Source organism: Rhodococcus sp. 105337, assembly GCF_012844225.1.
Lineage (GTDB): Bacteria > Actinomycetota > Actinomycetes > Mycobacteriales > Mycobacteriaceae > Rhodococcus.
This window is the reverse complement of sequence record NZ_JABAGQ010000003.1, coordinates 163,861-188,159: the sequence shown is the minus strand read 5'-3', so window position 1 is coordinate 188,159 and position 24,299 is coordinate 163,861. Positions and strand designations below refer to the sequence as shown.

Annotated in this window: 22 protein-coding genes; 11 read left to right on the top strand and 11 right to left on the bottom strand. The window is 66.7% G+C overall.

All coding sequences use genetic code 11. The features are described 5' to 3' along the window. Positions 1-9 precede the first annotated feature (9 nt). Positions 10-840, bottom strand: a complete 831-nt coding sequence (locus HF886_RS07285; RefSeq protein ID WP_169651934.1) for an oxygenase MpaB family protein — start codon at positions 838-840, stop codon at positions 10-12. 44 nt (positions 841-884) lie between these two features. Beyond that, positions 885-1,481: a TetR-like C-terminal domain-containing protein gene (locus tag HF886_RS07280; protein ID WP_169651933.1), complete on the bottom strand. Its 597-nt coding sequence runs from the start codon at positions 1,479-1,481 to the stop codon at positions 885-887. 87 nt (positions 1,482-1,568) lie between these two features. On the opposite strand from HF886_RS07280, the gene HF886_RS07275 reads away from it, so the two are divergent. The 9 genes from HF886_RS07275 (at position 1,569) to HF886_RS07235 (ending at position 10,467) form a co-directional block, all read left to right on the top strand. Continuing rightward, complete coding sequence (locus HF886_RS07275) at positions 1,569-2,792, top strand: cytochrome P450 (protein ID WP_169651932.1); 1,224 nt, start codon at positions 1,569-1,571, stop codon at positions 2,790-2,792. A gap of 80 nt (positions 2,793-2,872) precedes the next feature. Further along, the gene (locus HF886_RS07270; RefSeq protein WP_169621414.1) at positions 2,873-3,445 is read left to right on the top strand and encodes a TetR/AcrR family transcriptional regulator; all 573 of its coding nucleotides are present in this window, start codon (positions 2,873-2,875) and stop codon (positions 3,443-3,445) included. Between the two features lie 3 nt (positions 3,446-3,448). Continuing rightward, a complete protein-coding gene (locus HF886_RS07265; protein ID WP_206036964.1) occupies positions 3,449-4,675 on the top strand; it encodes a cytochrome P450 in 1,227 nt (408 codons plus the stop codon). Continuing rightward, positions 4,668-5,450 (top strand): SDR family oxidoreductase, encoded by a 783-nt coding sequence (locus HF886_RS07260; RefSeq protein ID WP_169651931.1) that lies wholly within the window; start codon positions 4,668-4,670, stop codon positions 5,448-5,450. Before HF886_RS07265 ends, HF886_RS07260 begins: the two co-directional genes overlap by 8 nt. Beyond that, positions 5,450-6,808, top strand: a complete 1,359-nt coding sequence (locus tag HF886_RS07255) for a cytochrome P450 (RefSeq protein WP_169621245.1) — start codon at positions 5,450-5,452, stop codon at positions 6,806-6,808. Before HF886_RS07260 ends, HF886_RS07255 begins: the two co-directional genes overlap by 1 nt. A gap of 10 nt (positions 6,809-6,818) precedes the next feature. After that, positions 6,819-7,013 carry a ferredoxin gene (locus tag HF886_RS07250; RefSeq protein ID WP_169621244.1) on the top strand — a complete coding sequence of 65 codons (195 nt, stop codon included), beginning with the start codon at positions 6,819-6,821 and terminating at the stop codon, positions 7,011-7,013. A gap of 18 nt (positions 7,014-7,031) precedes the next feature. Then, complete coding sequence (locus HF886_RS07245; RefSeq protein WP_169621243.1) at positions 7,032-7,583, top strand: nuclear transport factor 2 family protein; 552 nt, start codon at positions 7,032-7,034, stop codon at positions 7,581-7,583. Further along, complete coding sequence (locus HF886_RS07240; RefSeq protein WP_169621242.1) at positions 7,577-8,836, top strand: hypothetical protein; 1,260 nt, start codon at positions 7,577-7,579, stop codon at positions 8,834-8,836. Before HF886_RS07245 ends, HF886_RS07240 begins: the two co-directional genes overlap by 7 nt. Before the next feature lie 62 nt (positions 8,837-8,898). After that, positions 8,899-10,467: a GMC oxidoreductase gene (locus HF886_RS07235; protein WP_346765312.1), complete on the top strand. Its 1,569-nt coding sequence runs from the start codon at positions 8,899-8,901 to the stop codon at positions 10,465-10,467. Between the two features lie 24 nt (positions 10,468-10,491). Here HF886_RS07235 and HF886_RS07230 read toward each other — a convergent pair whose 3' ends face one another. Beyond that, positions 10,492-11,955: an FAD-dependent oxidoreductase gene (locus HF886_RS07230; protein ID WP_169651929.1), complete on the bottom strand. Its 1,464-nt coding sequence runs from the start codon at positions 11,953-11,955 to the stop codon at positions 10,492-10,494. 26 nt (positions 11,956-11,981) lie between these two features. Further along, positions 11,982-12,827 (bottom strand): LLM class F420-dependent oxidoreductase, encoded by an 846-nt coding sequence (locus HF886_RS07225; protein ID WP_169621239.1) that lies wholly within the window; start codon positions 12,825-12,827, stop codon positions 11,982-11,984. Positions 12,828-12,989: 162 nt separating this feature from the next. Between HF886_RS07225 and HF886_RS07220 the strand changes: the two genes are divergently transcribed. Beyond that, a complete protein-coding gene (locus HF886_RS07220) occupies positions 12,990-13,643 on the top strand; it encodes a TetR family transcriptional regulator (protein WP_169651928.1) in 654 nt (217 codons plus the stop codon). A gap of 138 nt (positions 13,644-13,781) precedes the next feature. Here the strand turns inward: HF886_RS07220 and HF886_RS07215 are convergent, their stop codons facing one another. The 5 genes from HF886_RS07215 to HF886_RS07195 form a co-directional block, all read right to left on the bottom strand. Beyond that, positions 13,782-13,889, bottom strand: a complete 108-nt coding sequence (locus HF886_RS07215) for a methionine/alanine import family NSS transporter small subunit (protein WP_169621237.1) — start codon at positions 13,887-13,889, stop codon at positions 13,782-13,784. Continuing rightward, a complete protein-coding gene (locus tag HF886_RS07210; RefSeq protein WP_169651927.1) occupies positions 13,886-15,481 on the bottom strand; it encodes a sodium-dependent transporter in 1,596 nt (531 codons plus the stop codon). The genes HF886_RS07215 and HF886_RS07210 overlap by 4 nt, the downstream gene beginning before the upstream one ends. 141 nt (positions 15,482-15,622) lie before the next feature. After that, positions 15,623-16,780 carry a YbhN family protein gene (locus HF886_RS07205; RefSeq protein WP_169621235.1) on the bottom strand — a complete coding sequence of 386 codons (1,158 nt, stop codon included), beginning with the start codon at positions 16,778-16,780 and terminating at the stop codon, positions 15,623-15,625. Beyond that, complete coding sequence (locus HF886_RS21375) at positions 16,777-18,210, bottom strand: HAD-IB family hydrolase (RefSeq protein ID WP_169651926.1); 1,434 nt, start codon at positions 18,208-18,210, stop codon at positions 16,777-16,779. Before HF886_RS21375 ends, HF886_RS07205 begins: the two co-directional genes overlap by 4 nt. Beyond that, a complete protein-coding gene (locus tag HF886_RS07195; RefSeq protein WP_169651925.1) occupies positions 18,207-20,567 on the bottom strand; it encodes a glycerol-3-phosphate 1-O-acyltransferase in 2,361 nt (786 codons plus the stop codon). Before HF886_RS07195 ends, HF886_RS21375 begins: the two co-directional genes overlap by 4 nt. A gap of 209 nt (positions 20,568-20,776) precedes the next feature. On the opposite strand from HF886_RS07195, the gene HF886_RS07190 reads away from it, so the two are divergent. After that, positions 20,777-22,219, top strand: a complete 1,443-nt coding sequence (locus HF886_RS07190; protein WP_240954950.1) for an AAA family ATPase — start codon at positions 20,777-20,779, stop codon at positions 22,217-22,219. A 94-nt stretch (positions 22,220-22,313) separates the two neighbouring features. Here the strand turns inward: HF886_RS07190 and HF886_RS07185 are convergent, their stop codons facing one another. Both HF886_RS07185 and HF886_RS07180 read right to left on the bottom strand, forming a co-directional pair. Then, positions 22,314-23,207 carry a universal stress protein gene (locus HF886_RS07185; protein ID WP_169621231.1) on the bottom strand — a complete coding sequence of 298 codons (894 nt, stop codon included), beginning with the start codon at positions 23,205-23,207 and terminating at the stop codon, positions 22,314-22,316. Positions 23,208-23,291: 84 nt separating this feature from the next. Beyond that, positions 23,292-24,284 carry a zinc-binding alcohol dehydrogenase family protein gene (locus HF886_RS07180; RefSeq protein WP_169652040.1) on the bottom strand — a complete coding sequence of 331 codons (993 nt, stop codon included), beginning with the start codon at positions 24,282-24,284 and terminating at the stop codon, positions 23,292-23,294. Positions 24,285-24,299: the final 15 nt, after the last annotated feature.

Sequence of the window (24,299 nt, the reverse complement as noted above, 5' to 3'; positions counted from 1 at the left end):
GCGCGCGGATCAGAACACGGGCAGGCCGAGGCGGCGCCGCAGTCGCATGTCGAGCAGGTAGGCCTGCCACGGCAGTCGCCACACCCACGGTGTCCACCGATGCATCGTGCGGAGGTTCGCCAGATAGCGATCGAATCTGCGCTGGTCCGCAAGGGTCCACTCGTAGTGCATGACGTCCCGGAACTCCGGTGGGAGTGCTCCACGGGTGACGAACTCGAAGGAACGACCGAACACGCGGTGGATGACCCGGCCGAGGCGTCCCAGCCGTACTTCGAGGAAACTGAGTTCCGCCAGGTGGGTGAGATAGGTGCGGACGTCGTCGTTCATCGAGATGCTGTCCACGCCTGCGCGCCAGAGTTCGTCGTACTCCTCCCGCGTGGTGGGCCAGGACTCCGGGCGAACGTTGAGGGTGGTGCCGAGACTCGCGCCGTCGCGCAGTACGCGCCGGAATTCGTCCTCGCTCAGCGGCCCGTGCAGCAATTCGTATTGGTCCACGAAGTACGTGAGCAGGCACACCGCGACCCACAACTGCAGCACGGGAGAGTTGGCGCTGTACGCAACGGGGGCTCCCGGAGCGGACGTGACCTGGGAGTGGATGCGGCGCACGGCTTCCCGGACATACGCACGATCGTCGTCGTTGCCGAAGACCGCGACCGCCAGATATGCGCCGGTGGTCCGGGCGCGTTTCACCGGATGCAGGTCGGCTCGACCGGAGTCCACCGCGCTGTCGACGACACCCTGACCAACCCCCGGCAGAGCCAACTGCATGATCACGTTCGCCACGTTGATCGTGCCGCCGAGCGGTGACACCAGATCTCCGAGGGAGCGGATGGTTGCCATGGGACCCTCCCTCCGACAACGGCCGTATTCAGCCTACGGTTCGCTCAGCCCGTGTGCGTGCCCGTGGCGGGAACTCCTGCCAGAACGCCCCGCACCACGGTGTCGTAGATCTGGTCGAGGTCCAGTTCGTCACCGAGGAATCCGCTCCCCTCGAGCGTGGCGAAGCCGTGCAGCGCTGCGAACATGCTGATGGCGACCTCGAGCGATTCGGTGGCCGGGACTCCGCACGAGGACAGCATGGTCCGCAGCGCGACATTCGCGTCGAGTGCGGCGCCGACGAGCGCGTCGCGGTCGACCGGTGCGGCGGTCAGGGCGCCGTACAGTCGGGCATGCTCGACGGCCCATGCCCGGTGGGCATCGATCAAGGCACGCAGGCCGGCGAGTCCGCTCCGGCCCATCGCCACCTCACGCAGGTGGAGGCCCAGATCGGTCATGGCGCGGACCTGGACGGCGGACCGCACGTCGTCGAGATTGCGCACGTGGTTGTACAGCGAGGCCGCGACGATGCCCAGGCGAGCCGACAGGGTGCTCATCGTGAGTTGCTCCCAGCCCAGTTCCTCGACGATGTCGAGCGCTGTGGCGACAACTTTCTCGCGCGTGAGGGTGCGCCGCCGGACGGGCCGGGAATTGTCGCGTGCCATGAACTTAGTCTAAGGGTCTTCCGCATCAAACGAAGATCTGTAGTTTAAGTGCGACACACATTCGTATATCCGGACGAGGGTAAGGGCATGACCACCTCCCGCATCGATCTCAAGAACCCCGATCTCTACCTCGAGGGGATTCCCCACGCGTACTTCTCCGAACTCCGCCGCGTCTGCCCGGTGCCGCGGCAGCCGGAAGAGGGGGGTGCCGGTTTCTGGGCCGTCACCCGGCACGCCGACGTCGTCGCTGTCTCCCGCGACAGCAGCACGTTCTCGTCGGCATTGGGAACCACCCAGGTCGACGACTTCGACGAGGAAACGCGCCTCAAGCAGGCCGCGATGCTCCTCAATCTCGATCCCCCGGACCACACCCGCCTGCGGCAACTGGTCAGTCGTGGCTTCACGCCGCGGATGGTCAAGACGCTCGAGGCGCACATCCGAGAGGTGTGCGACCGGATCGTCGACGAGGTCGTCGAAGCCGGACGGGACGGTGCCGTCGTCGACTTCGTGCCGACGGTGGCGGCGCCGCTGCCGCTCGAGGTGATCGCCGAGTTGCTCGGGGCACCCACCGAGGATGTCGGCAAACTCTACGAGTGGTCGAACCGGATGATCGGCTGGGACGACCCCGAATACGGGAGCACGCAGGAGGACGGTGAGCTCGCCGCAGCAGAGGTCTTCCTGTACGCCAACGAGATTGCCGCCCGACGGCGAGCGGAGCCACGCGACGACATCGTCTCCGCGCTCGTTCGTCCCGACGAGAACGGCGACACGCTGTCCGAGGTGGAGTTCGACATGTTCTTCGTGCTCCTCGTGATCGCGGGCAACGAGACCACCCGCAACGCGATCACCGGCGGTATGCAGGCCTTCATCGACCATCCCGAGCAATGGCGCAGACTCCAGGACCGGCCCGAGTTGATCGACAGCGCGGTGGAGGAGATCCTGCGCTGGGTGACTCCCGTAGTGGCGTTCCGTCGCACCCCCACCTGTCCGGCGTCGATCGGTGGCCAGGCGGTGGAGCGCGGCGACAAGGTGGTCGTGTACTACCCCAGTGCGAACCGCGACGAGGACGTGTTCGAGAACGCGCAGGTCTTCGATATCGGCCGGGAACACAACCCGCACGTCGCCTTCGGTGGCAGCGGGGTCCATTTCTGTGTCGGAGCGCATCTCGCCCGTCTGGAACTGCGGGTGATGTTCGAGACGCTCGCGACGCGCCTCGACCGTGTCGAATCCGCAGGGCCGGTGCGACGGCTGAGGTCCAACTTCATCAACGGGGTCAAGGCCATGCCCGTGCGGATCCACCCGCGCGGGTGACGAATTCGGTGCGTACCGCCCAGTATCGGCATTGCCGGACCCGACCTGCCGTAGTAATGTCCAGACACGTGTCCAGAAATGTGAATCTCGAATCGACTCGCCGCCGTCTGACCGAGAGGCAGGCCGATACCGTGCAGCGCCTCACGCAGGCCGCGGTCGAGGTGTTGCGCGAAGAGGGATTCGCAGGACTGACGGTCCGGATGGTTGCCTCCCGTGCGGGTGTCGCACCGGCGACCGCCTACACGTACTTCTCGTCGAAAGAGCATCTCGTCGCCGAGGTGTTCTGGCGGCGGCTCGCCACGGAGGCGGCCGTCGAGCCGGCGCCGGGGCAGGCCGACGGGAACCGAGCCGACCGGGTGTCGGCAGTGCTCCGGGGGATCGCGCTGCTGATGGCCGGCGAACCGGAACTGGCGGCCGCGGTGACCAGCGCGCTGCTCGGCCAGGATCCGGACGTCGAGCATCTGCGGGCACGAATCGGTCTCGAGATCCGGGAGCGGCTCTCCGCCGCGCTCGGACCCGGCGCCGACCCCGACGAACTCGAAGCACTCGAACTGCTCTACGCCGGTGCCCTCGTGCGCGCCGGTATGGGTTACGGCACGTACGAAAAGCTCGCCGACAGGTTGGAAGTCTCAGCCCGACTTTTACTGGAGTGATCCATGATTCAGGCCTCCCTGGAGTCCTCATCGCTCGACCCGCCGACCTTCAACCCGTACGACTACTCGTTCCACGAGGACCCGTACCCCACCTACCGCCGGCTGCGCGAGGAAGCGCCGCTGTACTACAACCCCGACCTGGAATTTTGGGCGTTGTCTCGCCACGCCGACGTGGTTGCGGCGTTCCGTGACGGCACCCGGCTCTCGAGTGCCAACGGCGTCTCGCTGGATCCGTCGGCGTACGGGCCCAACGCCCACAAGGTGATGTCCTTTCTCGCGATGGACGACCCGCGACACATGCGGATGCGCCAGTTGGTCTCGAAGGGCTTCACGCCGCGCCGTGTGGCGGATCTCGAAGGCCGGATACTCGAACTCACCCTCGAATACCTCGAACCCGCTTTGGGGGCAGGGGAGTTCGACTGGATCTCCGAGGTCGCCGGCAAGCTGCCGATGGACGTGATCTCCGAACTCATGGGCGTTCCCAAGTCCGATCGCGCCGAGATCCGCAGGCTCGCCGACCTCGTCGTGCACCGCGAGGAGGGCGTTCTCGACGTCCCCGTCGCCGCCATGGACGCGTCCTTGAATCTCGTCGGCTACTACGCACAGATGATCACCGAGCGCCGCGCGAAGGAAACCTCCGATCTGACCTCGGCTCTGCTTGGTGCGGAGATCGACGGCGACCGGTTGTCGGACGACGAGATCATCGGATTCATGTTCCTGATGGTGGTCGCGGGCAACGAGACCACCACGAAATTGCTCGGCAACGCCATGTTCTGGGGCGCGCACAACAAGACGGAAGTGCGACGGGTGTTGTCCGAACCCGACCGGGCTCCGGAGTGGGTCGAGGAGACTTTGCGGTACGACACGTCGAGCCAACTCGTCGCGCGCACCGCCGCAGAGGACATCGACCTGCACGGCTCCACCATCGGCGCCGGTGACAAGGTGCTCCTGCTCATCGGGTCCGCCAATCGCGACTCGGAGGTGTTCGACGATGCCGACACGTTCCGGATCGGCCGGAGCAGTTCCCAGAAGATCGCGAGTTTCGGAGGGGGCGTGCACTTCTGCCTCGGCGCGCACCTCGCCCGACTGGAGGCGAACATCGCGCTCGGGCAGTTCGCACGCCGGGTCGCCGACTACGAGGTCGACTTCGACAGATGCGAGCGTGTGCACTCCACCAACGTCCGAGGCTTCGCCGCCCTGCCCATGAAGGTCACCGATCGACATGCCTAGATTCGAACCCCACCCCTCTCGTCGCCCGGCGATCGTCACCGGAGCGTCCTCCGGTATCGGCACCGCCACCGCGTACGCCCTCGCCGAACTCGGGCATCCTGTCGCTCTCGGTGCTCGCCGCGTCGACGAGTGCGAGGCCGTCGCGGAGAAGATCCGCGGCGAAGGAGGCGAAGCCTTCGCCCATCGGCTCGACGTGTCCTCGACCGAGTCGGTGGACGAGTTCGTCGCCGCGGCCGAGAACGCACTCGGCCCCACCGAGATCGTCGTGTCCGGTGCCGGCGACATGGATTTCTCGCTTGCCCACGAGATGGACCCCGACCGATTCGCCTTCCAGGTCAGCGTGCACCTCATGGGCACTCAGCGGCTCGCCCACCGGGTGATACCCGGCATGATCGAACGCCGGCGCGGTGATTTCGTCGTCATCGGGTCCGACTGCGCCGACGTGGCACGTCCGTGGATGGGCGCCTACGTCGCGGCCAAGACCGGTCTCGAAGCGCTCGCGCGGGAGATGCGCATGGAACTCGAGGGCACCGGAGTGCGCGCGTCGGTGGTGCGTCCCGGACCCACACAGACCGCGGCCGGAATGACGGCACCCGCGGAAATCCTCGAACCGCTGCTGAACGACTGGACCAAATGGGGGCTCGCCCGGCACCCGTACTTCCTCCGGGCGTCGGACATCGCGGACGCGGCCGTGGCGGTCGTCTCGGCACCGCGTGGCGCCCACATCGTGCTCATCGAAGTTCAGCCCGAGGCCCCACTGAAGAAGGATTCCTGATGACCACGATCGTCGAACCCACACGGGTGTCCGGTGGCGAGCACGAGCACGGCCACCTCGAAGAATTGCGGACCGACCCGATCGCCCTCATGCGGCGCGTTCGTGACGAGTGCGGAAACGTGGGCGTCTTCCAGCTCGCCGACAAGAAAGTCGTGCTGCTCTCCGGAGCCGAAGCGAACGAGTTCTTCTTCCGTGCCGCGGACGAGGAACTCGACCAGCAGGCCGCCTATCCGTTCATGAAGCCGGTCTTCGGTGAGGGCGTCGTGTTCGATGCCAGTCCCGAGCGGCGCAAGGAGATGCTGCACAACTCGGCGCTGCGCGGTGAACAGATGAAGGGCCACGCGGCGACCATCGACCGAGAAGTGCAGGACATGATCGCCGGCTGGGGCGACGAAGGCGAGATCGACCTGCTCGAGTTCTTCGCCGAGCTGACGATCTACACCTCGTCCGCGTGCCTGATCGGCAAGAAGTTCCGCGACCAGCTCGACGACCGCTTCGCCCACCTCTATCACGACCTCGAAAAGGGTACCGACGCTCTCGCTTTCGTCGACCCGTATGCACCCATCGAGAGTTTCCGGCGGCGTGACGAAGCACGACGTGGCCTCGTCGCCCTCGTGCAGGACATCATGACCGGCCGTATCGCGAACCCGCCGAAGGGGAAAGAGGATCGCGACATGCTCGATGTCCTCGTCTCGATCAAGGACGACGAAGGGCACGAGCGGTTCAGCGCCGACGAGATCACCGGCATCTTCATCTCGATGATGTTCGCCGGACACCACACCACGTCGGGCACGGCCGCGTGGGCGTTGATCGAACTGCTACGGCATCCCGAGTACCTCGAGCAGGTGACCGACGAACTGGACACGCTCTACGCCGACGGTGCCGACGTGAGTTTCCACGCGCTCCGCCAGATCCCGGTGCTCGAAGCAGTCCTCAAGGAGACCCTGCGGTTGCATCCGCCCCTGATTCTGCTGCTCCGCGTGGCATGTGACGACTTCGAAGTGGCCGGATACAAGATCCGGGAGGGCGATCTCGTGGGTGCGACGCCCGCGGTGTCCAACCGCATCGCCGAGGACTTTCCCGATCCGGATGCGTTCGATCCCGGCCGGTACATCGATCCCAACCAGGAAGACATCGTCAACAGGTGGACGTGGATTCCGTTCGGTGCCGGCCGGCACCGCTGCGTCGGCGCGGCTTTCGCGCTCATGCAGCTCAAAGCGATCTTCTCGGTTCTGCTGCGCGACTTCGAATTCGAGCTCGCCCAGCCGTCCGACACCTACCGCAACGACCACTCCAAGATGGTGGTGCAGCTCGCGCAACCGTGCGCGGTCCGGTACCGCCGCCGTGACCGGGACTGAGGTGTCCGCCGTGAGAGTCGAAGCAGATCTCGATCTCTGCCAGGGACATGCCATGTGCGCGATGGAGGCGCCCGACGTGTTCGCCGTCGCAAAACACGGCGAGGTGGAGATACTCCGAAACCCTGTGCCCGAGGAGTTGCGCAGCGACACCGAGGCCGCCGTGAAGTACTGCCCGACCCAAGCACTTCGCATCGTCGAAGACTGAGACCCAGGAGACCGACCCATGGCTACGTTCGATCGTGCCGAGCTCGACGAGATGATCGCCCGCTGGACCGACGCCAACAAGCGCGCCGAGGCCGAGGGCGACTGGAAGCCGTTGGCGGACATGTATACCGAGGACGCGACCTACGGCTGGAATTACGGACCGAAGCAGGAGTTCATGGCGGTCGGCCGCGACGAGATCCGCGACATCGCGCTCGGACAGGAGATGGAGGGACTCGAAGGGTGGCAGTACCCCTATCAGCAGTTCGTCGTCGACGAGCGGTCCGGGGACGTCATCGGTTTCTGGAAGCAGACCGCGGACGAGACCCGCGACAACGGTGAGCCCTACACGGTGCAGGGCATCGGGGGCAGCTGGTTCCGTTACGGCGGAAACTTCCAGTGGTCCTGGCAGCGCGACTTCTTCGACTTCGGCAACGTCTCCCATCTGTTCCTCGAGATGATCACCGACAACAAACTGTCGGACGGGATGAGCAAGCGGATCGAACGGTCCACCTCGAAGACTCCGCTGCCCGGCTGGTACCGCGTCGGACAGTCGCCGGTTCCGCTGTGGTGAGCCCGGCGCGCACGGGGGGATCGTTTGCGGCGCTCTCGCGCGCCGACCTGGCCGTGCTGGTGCCCGAACTGCTGCTGTGCGGACAACTCATCGACCGCTCGGGCATGGCGCACCTCATCTCGGCCTTCGGTCGTGAGGGAATGGCCGAAGTCGCGATCGAGGAATGGCAGGCGGCGTCGCCCTGGTACACCCGGCGGATGCAGCGGGCCCTGAACTACGAGGGTGACGACGTCGTCACCATCTTCAAGGGTCTGCAACTCGACATCGGTGCACCGCCGCAGTTCATGGACTTCCGGTACCGCGTCGACGACCGCAACCACGGCGAGTTCCAGCTCGATCACTGTGGCGCACTCATGGACGTCGAACCGCTCGGCGACGCGTACGTCACGGCCATGTGCCACGACATCGAGGACCCGACGTTCGACGCGACCGCGCTCGCCACCAATCCGTACGCGCAGGTGCGGCCAATCCACCGGCCGCCGCGGGTTCCCGAGGACCGGCACCCGCACTGCGCGTGGACGGTCACCATCGATCCGTCGCACGTGCCGCCGAAGATGGAACCGCACACCGAAGCACTCGGGCGCACCGCGGCCGTGGCCGCCGAGCTGAGTCCGATCGACGGCGACGGCGAAGGGAACCACGACTATTCGGGTCCGCTCCTGTCGGACCTGCGGTTCGCGGACTTCTCGAAATCTGCGCTGGTGCGGATCGCCGAAGAGGTATGCCTGCAACAGCACATGCTCACGCTGGGATTTCTCATGGGCGTGCGCAAGCGCACCGACGAAGCGTCCGCGCTCGATCTCGCCCGCAAACAGCTCACCGGGATTGCGGGCATCGCGTCGGAGCGGATCCATCGGGCGCTGGGAACGCCGCAGTCGTTCGCAGGACTCGCGGCCGTCCTCGACGTTCATCCCGTGTTGTCGCCCTACCACTATGTCGAACGCACCGTCGAGCACGACTCGCACGGTCTGACCTTGCACATCCACCGGCGGGGTGGGGCGCACGTGGACGGGGCGTGGCCGACACTGGTCGACTCCGATCACCTGGGTGCTCTCGATGCGCTCGTGCGGGGCGTGGACGCACACTTTTCCGTCCGGGTGGAGTCGGAAACCGAGGACTTCCTCGTCGTCGGTGTCGTGCGTGAGGACACGCCCGCGAAGGAATGCGGCGAGGTGGCGATCACCCGCTTCAGTTCCGGCACCGATTTCGTGTTCGCCGACCGCGGGATTCCGCTACCGCTCACCGTTCTCTGACGTTCCGGCTCTGCCAGGCTTTCCGCTCTTCACGATCGAACCCCATTCGTTCAGGAGATCATGTGGACACCGCTCTGTCGCGTCGTACTTTTCTGGGGACCGCTGCTGCCGCGGCAGTGGCCTTGACGGTGGTGGCGGTTCCCCGCGCCCGGGCGGAGGTCACCGAGGAACGCCATCGCGCGGTGGTGATCGGAAGCGGTTTCGGCGGCGCGATCACCGCGATGCACCTCGGGCGTGCGGGGGTGGAGACGGTTGTGCTCGAGCGTGGGATCCGTTGGCCCACAGGCCCGAATGCGGAAACGTTCCCCCGCATGTTCGCGCCCGACCGGCGTGCGTCGTGGCTGTCACCGATGCCGGTGATGACCGGTGCGCCGCCGATTCCGTCGGAGCCGTACACGGGCCTGATGGAACGGGTGCGCGGCAACGGAATCGATATCCTGTGCGGCGCGGGCGTCGGTGGCAGTTCGCTCGCGTACCACGGGATGACGCTGCAACCGGACGGTGCACGGTTCGCGGCGTCCGTGTCGCCGAGCCTCGACTACGACCTCCTCGACCGGGAGTATTACCCGCGGGTCGCGCGGATGCTGCGCGTCGCGGAGATCCCCGACGACCTGCTCGCACACCCTCGCTACCGGTCGTCGCGGGAATTCCTCGACCGGGCCGGGCGCGAGGGATTCGACACGTTCCGGGTGCCGATGTCCATCGACTGGGATTTCGCGCGTCGCGAACTCACGGGCGAACTGAAACCGTCCTACACGACCGGTGACGTCATCTACGGCGTGAACAACGGTGGGAAGTTCTCGGTGGATGTGACCTATCTGGCCGCGGCCGAGAACACCGGCAACGTGTCGGTTGCGCCGCTGCATCGCGTCACCGACATCGAGCGGGCACCGAACGGAACGTGGATCACGCATGTCGACCGGATCCACACCGACGGAACGATTCTCGAACGCAAAAGGCTCCTGTCGGAGGCGGTATTCCTCGGTGCGGGATCGGCTGGCACGACCCGGTTGCTGATGAAGGCCCACGTGAAGAACCTCGTCCCGGACCTGCCGGACGAGGTGGGAACGGGGTGGGGCAACAACGGCGACCGCGTGTTCTCGGTGACCACACCGCTGTCGAGTCCGGGGGAGTTCCAGGGTGGGCCGGCGTGCGTCGGGATGAAGGACTATTCCGATCCCGCCGGCGCGCTGATGATCGTGACCGGACCGGTGCCGTGGCCGGCCGACATCGGCACCACATCGGTGATCGGGCTGGGGGTCGTGCGCGGGCTCGGGCGATGGCAGTACGACGCCGCCACCGACGATGCTGTGCTGCAGTGGGATCAGAAATTCGACCGTGAGCTGACCCGGGCCATCGAAACACGTATCCGCCGTATCGCCGGTCCTGCCGCACTCGTGGTCGACATCAATGCGGTGGACGTCAACACGTTCCATCCGCTCGGGGGAGCGCCGATGGGACCGGTGTGCGACGAGGCGGGCCGCGTGCTCGGGCAGCGCGGGTTGTACGTGGTGGACGGGGCGAAGATCCCGGGCTCGACCGGCGCGTGCAATCCGTCCATGACGATCGCCGCGCTCGCGGAGTACGGTGCGGACGAGATCGTCCGCCGCGATGCCGGTGTGGTGTTCTGAGCCCGGGACCGGTCGGGATCCGGTTCAGCCCTTGGCCGCGGAGACGCCCGCCCGTCGACCGAAGAAACTGCCGTCGCCGAGCGACGTTCCGCTCGCATATCCCCAGGCGCAGACCCCGGATGTGCAACGGCCCGCCGCGAACAGGCCGGGGATCGGTTCGCCGGAGACGTGGAGAACCTCGGAGTCGACGGTCGTGCGCAGGCCACCGAGAGTGAATCCGGCGGTGCAGTTGCGCAGGTCGATCGCGGCGATCGGCGAACCGATCGGAACACACCATTCGCTCTTCTTGCCGAGGACGGGATCGGTCCCGGTCTCTGCGTGCCGGTTGTAGACCTCGACGGTTGCCTGCAGTGTTCCCGCCGGCAATCCCATATCGGATTCGAGTTCTTCGACCGTCTCGGCGACCCATTTCGGCCGGAAACGGAAGAAGGGCGTGGAACTGGTTGCGGCACAGCCGTCTTCGTACGCGGCCTCGTCGATGACGAGGAACGCCTGATTGTCGTTCTTGAGCAGGGTCAACTGCCCGATGCGGCCGGGGTAGGTGTCCTCGGGCACGTACCGGTTCCCGCGGCCGTTGACGAGAATGCCGCGCGCCATCAACTGGGGATCCCCGAAGAATGCGACCTCGGTGGCATCCATGTGGGCGAGGTCGGCACCGAGCGCCTGGGCCATCCGGATCGCACGACCGTCGTGTTCCTCGATCGCAGCACCCGGACGCCCCTCCAGCTGGGGCGCATACGCCGAGATCATCTCTTTGTTGTAGGCGAAACTCCCGGTCGCGAGGACGACGCCGCGACGTGCCCGGACATAGACCTCGTTGCCGTACTGCTTGGCGGCGATGCCGACGACCTTGCCGTCCTCGTCGACGATCAGACGCTGCACCCGGACGTCGTATTCGGCTCGGACCCCGAGGCTCTCGGCGACCTGCGACAGCGGTTGCATGAGCATGAATCCGCCGCCCTTCTCGCCGGTGCGCTTGTCCGCCATCTGGGGGACGTGGCCGCGGGGAGCGGGAGTCGCGATGTCGTTGAAGGGCGCGGCGTTCTCGCCGCCGGAGTACATCAGGCCGTCGTCGCCCGGGATCTCCCAGCCGGGCTCACCCCAGAAGCTCTCTTTGAACACCACGCCGTTGTCGACGAGCCAGTCGTAGTGCTCGACGCTGCCCTCGCAGTATTCGGAGATCTTCGCTTCGTCTGCTCCCGGTCCGAGCGCTGCGAGCATGAAGGTCTTCATGTTCTCGGGGGTGTCCTCGAACCCGAGCGCTTTCTGGAGACCCGTCCCACCGCCCAGGTAGATGATGCCCCCGGACAACGATGCGGCCCCGCCCCAGCCGCCGGTGCGTTCGAGAACCAGTACCTCGGCGCCGGTGCGCGCGGCCTCGACGGCCGCGGACACTCCGGCGATGCCGTATCCGGCGATCACCACGTCGGCCTCGTGGTGCCAGGCGGTGATCCGGTCGGCGTGGAGGGGATGCAAGTCGGTGCTCAATGTGGGTCCCGTTCTGGTGCGGTGGATCAGTGGTCGAGTTTGCCGGCGAGCCGGTCGATGTAGGCGACGACTTCGTCCTCCGTGCGATCGGGGAGACCGAAGATGACCTCGTTCACGCCCGCGTCGCTCCACCGGCTCAGTTGCTCGGTATCGGGGCGTCCGGCGAGCGCGACGACCGTCGGAGTCCCGGTGCGACCGGCGTCTGCCCACATCTTGTGGAGCCGGTGCACGTTGTCCACGGTGTCTCGCTCGGTGGGGGTGGTGATCCAGCCGTCGGCCGAGCGCACGATCCATGCGAAGTTCCGCTCGGTCGCGCCCGCGCCGATGAGCACGGGGGGCCGGGGCTGCTGTACCGGCTTGGGCCACGCCCAGCTCGGGCCGAAGGAGACGAAGGTGCCGTCGTAGGACGCTTCCTCCTGGGTCCACAGTGCCTGCATCGCCTCGAGGTACTCCCGCAGGGCGGTGCGACGCTTACCGGGGGGAACCCCGTGGTCTGCGAGTTCTTCGGCGTTCCAGCCGAAGCCGGCCCCCAGGATCACTCGTCCGCCGGAGAGGTGATCGAGCGTGGCGATCGTCTTCGCCAGGGTGATCGGGTCGTGTTCGAGCGGTAAGGCGACGGACGTACCCAAGCTGATCGTGGAGGTCACGGCGGCTGCGAGACCGAGCGAGACCCACGGGTCGAGGGTGCGCATGTACCGGTCGTCGGGCAGCGTCTCGTCGCCGGTCCCCGGGTGCGCGGATTCGCGCCGCACCGGGATGTGGGTGTGTTCGGGAACGTAGAAGCTGTCGAACCCGCGACTCTCCGCGGCTGTCGCGGCGACATCGGGTCGGATTCCCCGGTCGCTGGTGAACAGGGTGATTCCGTGGCGCACTGCGGCCCCTCTCGTCGGATGACGAAGAAAATGTAACGCGTTCTACCTCTGGAGGGAAGGGGTTTCCGGACACCTGTCTAGATGAGTCGCCGGAAGGCTGGTCGTGAAGGCCGCATCGGTGCCTGAACTATCCTCGAACAGGGATGAACGGAAGGTGACGTGATGGCGGACGACCCGACTACGGAGGTTGCGCACACGAGACAGCGGGCTTTTTCGACACCGGGCGCAGATCTGAGGCCCGCTCAGCGAGCCCGCTACATGCGCATCATCGGGTCGGCGAAGGAGCTTGCGTCCGAGGGCGGGTACGAGGCCGTGCAGATGCGTTCGGTAGCCGACCGCTCCGGCGTGGCTCTCGGCACGGTGTACCGCTACTTCCCGTCGAAGAACCATCTGCTGGTGGTTGCGCTGGTGCTCGAGTTCGAAACGGCCGCCCGGCGCTTTGCCGAGGCGGAGCTTCCCGGCGACACCCCGCACGACCGGATCATGGTGGTGTTCCGGGCATCGGTCGCGCAACTCGAGGAGAATCCGCGCCTGTACGACGCTCTGGTGCGAGCCACCATGTTCGCCGATGCGTCGTCGGCCCCCGAACTCGACCACCTCGGATATGTCCTCACCGATCTGTTCGCCCGCGCTGCCGGAATCGACGCCGTCACCGAAGAGGTTCTCAACGCGGTGCACATCATCGCCGACGTGTGGATGTCCACCCTCGTGAGCTGGGCTGCCGGGCGGCAGAGCACGCGCGAGGTGCTCGCGCACACCGATACCGCGGTGACATTGGTGTTCGACCGCCTCGAGCGGTTGCAGCGCGCCGGCTGACCTGCCGGCCGGCGCGACGCGCACTCCGCCGCGAACGAGACGGCGCTCATGACCTCATGGGTACGCAGCGGGGGCGGCGCTCCTGTTCGAAGCGCCGCCCCCGCTGCCGGCCGACTGTGTCCCTTTATCTGCCGGGAATCACTCGGGTTCGTCGGGATGGTTGTGCAGGTGCACGATGCTGAGGATGAGACCGCCCCAGAGCGTGACCAGGGCGAAGATCATGAGGGCGATGGCGGATGTGCTCACTTCGTACCTCCGGTGGTGGTGCTGTCGGGATCCGTGGTGCCGGCCGAGACGGTCACGTCGGAGGTGGGAATCTCGCCACCGGCGTCGTATCCGAGGTCGATGCTCTTGCGCCACGGGACGAACGAGAGTGCGACGGCGGCCACGAGCACCACTGCCTGGACGCCCCACCCGAACACCAGGACGAGGTCGTCGGGCAGTCCGCCGTAGCCCTCGCTCAGCCGATCACGGATCTCGCTGAACAGCATGTATCCCAGCACTACGGGTGTGACGCCGCCGGTGAACACCAGCCAGCCCCGGCCGACCTTGAACGACGACACCGAATTGAGATGGTCTCGCAGGTCGGGCAGGCGCCGCAGAATCCACGCGATCACGATGAGCGCCACGAAGGCGACACCCACGATGCCGAACTGGTTGGCGAAGCGGTCGACGACGTCGAGCGTGTTGAGTCCCGTGGTGGTCGGGAACAGCAGCAGCGAGACGATTGCCGACACGCCACCGATCGTGAGGACGGCGGGAACGCGTCCGAGGCCGGTCTTGTCCTCGAACGCCGAGACGGCGACCTGGATGATGCTGATCAGGGAGGTGAAACCGGCGAACACGAGGGATCCGAAGAAGAGAACGCCGAAGATCGGGCCGCCCGGCATCTCGGAGACGATGGTCGGGAACGCGATGAACGCCAGTCCGATACCTCCGGCGACGACCTCGTCGACTCCCACCCCCTGTGCCTGGGCCATGAAGCCCAGCGCGGAGAACACGCCGATACCGGCCAGGACCTCGAAACTCGAGTTCGAGAAGCCGACGACCAGGCCCGAACCGGTCAGGTTGGTCTTGCGCTTCAGGTACGACGAGTAGGTGATCATGATGCCGAACGCGACGGAGAGCGAGAAGAAGATCTGCGCGTACGCCGCGATCCAGACGCTCGTATCGGTCAGCGCGGACCAGTTCGGCGTGAAGAAGGCGTCGAGGCCGATGGTGGCGCCCTCGAGGGTGAGCGACCGCACGACGAGCGCACCGAACAGGAGCACCAGCAACGGGACGAAGAACCGGTTGGCGTTGCCGATACCGCGCTGCACGCCGAGCGCGAGAACACCGAGCGTGAGGATCCAGACGGCCAGCAGAGGCCACGCGACACCCGGGACGAAGCTCATCCCGAACGAGGAATCACCGTCGACCTGCAGGAACGTTTCGAGGAAGAACCCTTCCGCGTCATCGCCCCACGCTTCGCTGAGCGAGAAGAACGTGTAACGCGCCGCCCAGGCGATGATGACGGCGTAGTACACACCGATCACGAAGCACACCAGCACCTGCCACCAGCCGAGGAACTCGGCGCCGCGGCTGAGCCTGCGGAAGGCCAGCGGCGGCGATCCCCGGAACTTGTGCCCGATCGCGTAGTCGACGAACAGGAGCGGAAGGCCCGCGGTGAGGAGAGCGACCAGATACGGGATCAGGAACGCGCCGCCACCGTTCTCGTACGCGATGTACGGGAAACGCCAGATGTTGCCCAGACCGACGGCGGAACCGATCGCGGCCATGATGAACACTGAGCGCCCGGACCAGACCTCCCGTTTCTTGGCGACCTGTTGCTGTGCCACGAACGACGTCCCTCCACTCGACGGAATGGGGTCACACTGGTGCGTGGCCCGGGAGCAGCGTACTTCCCCGGGTGCTGTGTGTTTCGCGTAACCGTCACCCCGGCCGTGCCGAAAGCGCGCGGGGACCGCAGTGCGCCGTCGTCAGTCGTCGCGCCAGAGTTGCAGGTCGGGTGGTGGTTCGGCGTCGTCTTCCGGTGTGCCGCGATAGCGGAGCGCGAACACGATCCATCCCACCGCTGCGACGAGCACGAAGCTGATCAATCGGTAGACGACCACTGCGGAGAGCGCCTCGGCACCACTCATCCCGCTGGCGGTCAGGGCAGGAACGAGCACCGCATCCATCACGCCCAGTCCGGCGGGCAACAGCGGAATCGCACGACTCGCAGCGGTGCCCGCCGCGTACGCCACCGCAATTCCGGCGATGCTGGGGTGTCCTCCGACCGCGTATGCGGCGAACATCAGGCACGCGCCGTCGCACACCCAGTTGAACAGCGACCATCCGAAGGCCCGCGCGGCGTGGGGCCGATCGAGTTGTACGGCACCGATCTGGTCGACGATCTTCCCCCACGCGCGGGTCCCGGACTGCTCCGGCTTCTTGCGTATCCGGTTGATTCCCCGTAGCGCGATCAGGCCGATGGATTCGAGCGAGCCGGGGTTGCTGGCCGCGTACTGGATCAGCACGATCATCAGGAGAAGCGCGCCGGTGGAGAAGATCAGGGAGAACGGGTTGCTGGTCGCCCCGACCAGCAGGGCTCCGACAAGTCCCAGCAGCCCGAGACCCGTTGCCTGCAATACCCCGGCCATGACGAGCTGCCACGTCGCGACGACAGGCTGGGCTCCCCACGCGCGCATCCGGCGGTAGGTGAACGTGGTCCCGAGTACCGGCCCGCCGGGGAGCGTCACGCTCATCGAGTTCGCCGCGAGAGCCACCGACAACGATTGCCGCTGCGTCACCTTCACCCCGGCAGCGGACAACAGCGCCCGTTGCACCCGCGCGAAACTCGACATCTCGGCCATGGACGCGACGACAGCGGCCGCGACCCACAGCCATTTCAGATCACCCAGATCCCGGACGCTGCTCGACAACTCCGGCCAGATCAAGATCACCTCGACGGTGAGAACCACGACCAGGAGTCCGCCGACGATCCACTTGAGCTTCTTGCGCCGGTTCGGGGTCAGTGCCCCGGTATGGCCGGCACCGGCCTCGTCGTTCTCGTTCTCCGCCTTCTCGTTCCCTGCCTCGTCCCCGTTCCCCGACTCGTCGGGGGAGTGGTCCTCGCGGTTCTCGTCGTCCGTCATCGGGCGACCGGCCAGCGGCCGAGGGTGTTCCGGTAGAGATCTTCGACCTCTGCGATGCGGTCACCCAGTTCGTCCGGGGACCAGTCGCCGACGTCGATCGGGTCGAGCACCGCGACGTCGACGGTGCCCGACCTCAGCAGCGTCGAGTGCTTCCACAGCATCTCTCCCGAGTTGCGGATCACGATCGGAACCACCGGAACGCCCGCCGCCATCGCGATGCGGAAGGCACCCTTTTTGAACGTGCCGATCGCCGGCGTCAACGAGCGGGTGCCCTCGGGCGCGATGACCAACGACGTTCCGTTGCGGAGAGTCTCCACCACCGGGCCGAGCGCGGCGAGGGCTCGCTCCGTGTTGTTTCGGTCGACGAACGTGACGCCGCCGAATCGCAGCAGCGGCCCGAAGAACGGGTCGCGCGCCATTTCCTGTTTCGCGACTCCGGTGAAGTCGTGGCGCAGCACTTTCGCGAGCACCAGCGGGTCGAGCTGACTCTGGTGATTGAAGAGGAACACCGCCGGCCGTGCGGACCACGCGTTGGCCTGCCCGACGACGCGGACATCGATACCGGCGAGTGCCAGCGACACCTCCGAGCCGAGGTTGAGGATGGAGTCGAGTGCGATCTTCCTGCTTCCGTTGAGCAGCCCGAGGCCGAGCCCGGCCCAGACCGAACCGAACAATCCTCCGTACGCCGCGGCGGTTCGTACGAATTCCTTCGCCCCCGGAGTGCCTCGCGGGCGGAAACGCAACACCGGCCAGCCACGTTCGAGCGCGATGCGATGTAGTGTGCGGTCGGGGTTCGTCGCGGTGGGATGTGCTGTCGCAGCAAGGAAATCCGCGTCTTCACCTCCGTTGGAGTAGGAGTAGCTCGTCTCGCTGTCGATACCGTGGGCGTCCATGAAGGCGCGCGCTGCCTGGGCCTTCCCGCTGCGCCACAGCGACCTGCCGTCGACGCGGCCGGTGAGAACGCCGTCCCGAACCTCGAGCGGGGTGTACAGGACGTGCTCGATTCCGAGCGCGTCGCTGCATGCCTGGATCTGGTAGCGGGACGCGGAGGACGCGATCACGACGGTGTGGCCGGCGTTCTGATGCGCTCCGACAAGCTGCCACGCCTCCGGGTAGAGGTGCCCGGCGATGGTGGACATGAACAGACGCTGCCCGAGGTCGTACAGCTCGTCCTCGGTGTGGCCGCGCCAGGCCTTGAAGACGGTTCCGGCGAACCGCTCGAAATCGTCTTCGGTTTCCGTTCCGCGCAGGCCGTTGAGCATGGTCGCGGCGAGTTCGGTCGCGCCGACGTTGCCGGACAGCAGACGATCCCGGAAGAAGTGGAGACCGGAGAACCCGTGCACGATGGTGCCGTCGAAGTCGAAGAACGCCGCAGTTTCCGGGCCCCGAGGTCCGGTACGCACCCGTTCGAGCGCCGTCTCGATGTTCACCGGTTCGCCTTCCTGTTCGACACGTCGAGTGACTCGGCGAGCGCGATTCGTTCACCCACCGCGAGCAGTTGGGCCGCGAATGTGCGCCTTTTCTCTGCCACGGAGTCGTCCCGCTCGAGCAGCCCTCGATTGCGGGCCAGGTCCAGCGCCGTGGCGAACAACTCCGACGAGACCGATTCGGAACCGTGCAAACGGCCCTGCAACAGCATCTGCCGTCCTACCGCCGCGCACTCGTCGAGGAACGACTCCTGCACGATATCCACGGACGGATCTCGCTTCGCGAGTCGCTCGGCGACGACGAGTTGGGCGTCGAGGAACGAGCGCAACGTGCGATGGGACATGAAGAACCCGGTTTCGACGAGTCCGGTGAGCGCCTTTTCCTTGGTGGGCAGGGCGTCTCCCCATTCCGGTACGAGAAGCTCGAGTTCCTCGCGCATCTGCGCTTCGAAGGTGTCCCGGTCGGGAAAGAAGAATTCGAATTTCAGAAGATCGCGGAGACGCTTGGCTTCCTCCCACGCGACGCGTACGGGATCACCTTCACCGGGACTGTCGTGCGCGTAGAGAACGGCGAGTTCCAGGATCGACCGGTTGACGAACCAGTGCACGCCGCTGTTGCGATAGAACGCCGCGACGAGGTGCTGGTCGCGGTGGATCGAATACACGGGTTCGTCACCGCCGGCGTAGGTGGTCACCACACCGCCGTCGGTCAACGCCGCGAGCACCGTGGCGAGTCCTCCCTCCATGTCGAGCATCCGGAGTTCACCGTGAGGGATGCGTCGGCGGTCGAGGTAGTCCCGCACGGGCGCGATCACCGCGCGTACCTCGTCGAGGGTGAGCGATCGATCGCGCACGCCGAGCAGGGCGAGCGTCACGAGCGAGTTCACGGTCACCGGGGTGGTGCAGTTGATCCCGACCGCTACCTCGAACGCCACTTTCTGCAGCGCCCTCCGGCGGCGGTCCGAGCGTTCGGTCTCGTCGGCGGGGAGGTCACCGGCCACGTCGGGGTCACCGCCGGCGGCGAGACGCGACCGCATCGAGATCGGCTCGCCGAATCGCACATAGACATGGCCGGCGCTGCGCTGCTGGCTGCGCATGTACCGGAACAGCCACGTCAGCCCCTCGGGCTTCTTCGCGCTTCCGGTCTGCTCCGCCGCGACCCCCGCGACCTCCGCCAGCGCTTCGTAGGTGATGGAGACCGGTACCAGCATCGCGTCGTCGACCCGGTCCGCGCGCACCGCGTTGGCTACATAGTTGAGCAGTCCGTACCGAGGTGGCCGAAGCTTGCCGGTACGCGTGCGCCCGCCTTCGAAGTACCACTCGAGGTTGAATCGTTTGGCGAGCAAGAACGCGAAGTACTCTTCGAGCGCCGCTTTGTAGACCGCGTCGTCACCGAAACTGCGCCGGATGAATACAGTTCCCGTCCGGCGCGCCATCGGGCCGATGGGCCAGAACGTCAGATTCGCGCCACCCATCAGGTGGTTGCGGGGGAACTCGTTCGCGGCCAGGATGTCGCCGAGCACTAATGCGTCCGCATACGACCGGTGCGACGGCAGGAACACCAGTGGGCGCGTCCGGTTGAGTCCGCGAAGCGAGCGCAAACCGGATTCGTCCGCGTGCACCGTCCATGCCGACGTGTGCAGCGGCCGCATCGCCTGGGTGAACAGGTCGGTGACGAGGCGTGACTGCACGGCCACGAGTTCACGGAGAGCACTGCGTGCCCGCGCGTCCACATCGCTGCGAGACACGCGCAACTCGGCCGCGAGGGCGTCGAGCCGCTGCCGGAACGCCGACGAATCCATGATCTGTTCGGCGACGAGTCGCGGCACCTTGTACCGGTCACCGATCACGGCGCGCTCGGCTCGTTCGAGGGCCACCACCGCCCGGCGCATGATGTACCGGGCGAGATTGCCTGCTTCGACCGCGTCGGAGCCGTACTCGGCCGCAAAGTCGCCGCGGAGTTCGCTCAGGGGCGCCGGTTGTGCCACCACGATCCGGTAGCGGTCGGCTCCCTTCCCCACGAGCCATTTCTGGATCAGCCGGTTCGGGTTGCGGGGGTTGGTGAGTGCGAGGACATCGGAGAACCGCGCCCGGCGTGCGCCGTCGCGCTCGGCGGGAAGCCAGACCACCCGCACCGGCAGCACGAGTGGATCGTCGGTGCGGCTGAGCAGTTCGGTCGTGAAGATCTGGGAATCGAGGTCGAGCGCCTCGGGGCGTGCTGCCGTGCGGTGTTCGGCAGGCACTCGATCGGAGTGGAGCCACTCCGTGATGAGCCTTCGTTCGATCGGGGTGGTCGCAGCCGCAACCACCACGGTCGGACGTGTCGGTGTGTGCGAGCCACGCTGCTCGTCGTCCCTCATGTCGCCCCGTTCGTTCGATTCCCCAATGTGAAAACTACCCCGACGAGGCGGGTTCACTCGGCGCATCTGCGTGAGAAAAGCCGGTACGAACCGGTGTACGGTTCGGCGGTCGGGACGAGAATGTGGAGGGCGCGCAGGGCGCGGTACCCATGGACGGGAGATCGGCTTTGGCAGGATTCACCGAAACAGGCGGTGCCGGATATGCGGCGATGCGGGAGACGCACACGTCGGTGCTCTTCCTCGTCGGTGATCGTGTGCACAAGATGAAGAAGCCACTGGATCTGGGCTTTCTCGACAACCGGACCCGGGCAGCGCGCGAGCGTGCCTGCCACCGCGAGGTCGATCTCAACCGGCGGATGGCACCGGACGTCTATCTGGGTGTTGCCGATGTCCACGGACCCGACGGGCAGGTGTGCGAACACCTCGTCGAGATGGTCCGGTTGCCCGACGACCGGCGGTTGGCCATGCTGGTCCGGCGCGGTGAGGACGTCGAGCAGGTCATCGAGTCGGTCGCGCGGCAGGTGGCGGACCTGCATGCCGCGTCGCCCCGGGACCCGGCAATCGACCGGTGCGCGTCGGTCGAGTTCCTTCGCGAACTCTGGACGCTGAGCCTGGACCATCTCGAACGGTTGAAGGTGGGCGGTACGGCCGCGGCGACGGTCGCGCGCATCCGGTCCGCCGCGACCCGTTACCTCGACGGCAGGGCGCCGCTGTTCACCGAGCGGATCGCCTCGGGGCGTGCGGTCGACGGTCACGGTGATCTTTTGGCGGACGACATCTTCTGTCTCGACGACGGACCGCGGATCATCGACTGCCTCGAATTCGACGACGAACTGCGCTACGGTGACGGTCTTCTCGACATCGCCTTTCTTGCAATGGATCTCGAGAGATCCGGTGCCGTCGACTCCGCTCGGAACCTGCTCCGCTGTTACGCGGCGGCCTCCGGCGACGCACCGTCGCGCTCGCTGGTGCACCATTACGTCGCCTATCGCGCGCTGGTGCGCGCCAAGGTGACCGCACTTCGGCACGAACAGGGCGACGAGGCGTCCGGCGCGGTCGCGCTGAACTTCGTCGAGCAGGTCGAACGCAACCTCGAGCGCGCGCGTGTGAGGCTCGTGCTGGTCGGCGGTGTGACGGGCACGGGGAAGTCCACACTCTCCCGGACGATCGGTGAGTATCTGGACGCATCCGTGTTGCGCAGCGATGTCATCCGCAAAGAACTCGCCGGGATCGACCCGACGGACCGCACCGGCGACGGCGTCGACAGTGGGCTCTACTCGTCCGGGCATACGCGCGCGACGTACGAGGAAATGCTGGCGAGGGCCGCGTCCGAACTTGCTCACGGACGGTCGGCGGTCCTGGATGCGACGTGGCTGTCGGAGCCGCAGCGGGTCCGCGCCCGCGAGGTTGCAGCGGCGGCGTCCGCCGATGTCGTGGAGATCGAATGCCGTGCCGACCCGGCGGTACTGGAGCAACGCATCCGTGCCCGCGCGGAACGGAACGACGATCCGTCCGACGCCACACCAGCAGTGCTTGCCGTGCAACTGCGACGCCGGGACGAGTGGCCCGCCGCGCTCGTGGTGGACACGACCGAAGGCAGCGCGGTCGACAAGGCATGGCTCGAGAGGGAACTCGGACTCGCTCCCTGGTGAGAGCTCGACCGGGAGCGCCCTGCCGGCGCGACGCGGAGCCGCCCGTGAACGGGAACCGGCTCCGCGTCGCTGAGCGGATCAGTCGCTGAGCGGATCAGATCTTGCGTGCGACGAGCACGGGGCACGGTGCCTTGTGCAGCAGATTCTGGCTGGTGGAGCCGAGCAGTGCGGCACGGAACTGACCGCGGCCGTGGCTGCCGACGACGGCGAGCTGGGCGTCGCCCAGGTGCCGCAGCAGCACTCGTGCCGCGGGGCCGCGGTCGAGGACGCGCTGGACCTCGACGTCGGGGTACTCCTCCTGCAAGCCTGCCAGTGCCTCGGCGAGCACGGCCGATTCGGATTCGGCGACAGCATCCCAGTCGACGAGCGCGGCGGTGGCGCCCACCCCGAGGGCGGAGTCTCCGATCCAGGAGTGCACGGCCGTGAGCGGTGCGCCGAGGAAGGAAGCAACCTGGAACGCGTAACGGACTGCGGCAGCCGACAGTTCGCTTCCGTCGACTCCGACCACGATGGGTCGGGCATCGGGCAGCGGGTTGGCGGTGTCGCCACGCCACACCACGACCGGGCACGGTGCGTTGTTCGCGACGCGCAGCACGGTCGAGCCGAGCAGGAAGTTCTCGACGGCACCGGCGCCGGTGGCGCCGAGCACCACGATCCGTGCGTCGTCGGCGGCTTCGAGCAGCGACGTGGCGGCGGGTCCGGGGCCGATGAAGCTCTTGATCTCGAGATCCGGCTGGTCGGCGTGAACCTTCGCGGTGATGTCCCGGAGGAGCGCCTCACCGTCCGCCTTGAGCTGTTCGACCATCTGTGACTGGATCAGGACGGCAGCTTCGCTGTAGAAGATGCCCTCGCTGGGCAGCGAGTGCACCAGGTGCAGCGGTGCCTCGAGACGTGCGGCAAGAGCGCCGGCCCACCGGGCGGCCGCTGCCGCGGTATCGGAACCGTCGACGCCTGCGACGACAGCGTTTCGGTTGCTCGGTGTGCTCATCGATGTCTCCTTGTTCGTTTTCATTGTGTGACGATCGGCGCTGCCGTGTCCGGCCGCGCGCCGTGATCGACTACGGGGATTACGCTACGCCACGATGACCGCAGCTCCGGCGAATCGGCCGGCCGCGAGATCGGCCAAGGCGCGGTCGGCGTGCTCGAGCGGGTAAGGCGTCGTGGTCACGTGCATTCTGTGCTCGCCCGCGAACTCGAGAAAAGCCTGCGCATCCGATCTGGTGTTGGCGGTGACACTTCGAATCTGCCTCTCCCTGAACAGATGTCGCTGATAGTTCAGCGTCGGGATATCGCTCAGGTGGATCCCTGCGATAGCGAGTGTTCCGCCGGAATCCAACGCGGACAGGGCAAGCGGTACCAGATCTCCCACCGGGGCGAACAGGATCGCCGAATCCAGGGGCTCGGGTGGAGGGTCGTAGGCGCCCTGCGCGGAGGACGCGCCGAGTTCGAGCGCCAGCGATGCGGCATCTGCGCCGCGTGTCATCACGTGTACTCGCGCACCGCGTGCGATCGCGACCTGGGAGGCGAGATGGGCGCTGCCACCGAAGCCGTAGACACCGAGGACACCGCCTTCCGGAACGGACGCACGCAGCAGTGCCCGGTACCCGATGATCCCCGCGCACAGCAGCGGCGCGAGTTCCGCGTCGGTGTATCCCGCGGGCAGCGCGAGAGCGTAGTCGCGCGGAACCGTGGCGTATTCGGCGTAACCACCGTCTGCATCCCATCCGGTGTATGTCGAACGAGGGCAGAGGTTCTCGTCTCCGCGGCGGCAATACCGGCACCGTCCGCACGTGCTCCGCAACCACGGAATCCCCACCCGGTCACCGAGGCGATGGGCTCCCAGGTCGCCGCCGACGATCTCCCCGACGATCTCGTGGCCCGGCACGACGCCCGGGCGGTGGACCGGGAGGTCTCCTTCGGCGACGTGCAGGTCGGTTCGGCACACCCCGCACGAGAGGACACGTACGAGCAATTCGTCGGGTCCCGGCCTGGGGACCGGAACGCGCACGGACTTCAGGGGTCGAGCCTCGATCGGAGCCGGGGACTCGACGCGCCATGCCCGCATCGTGTCGGGGACGCC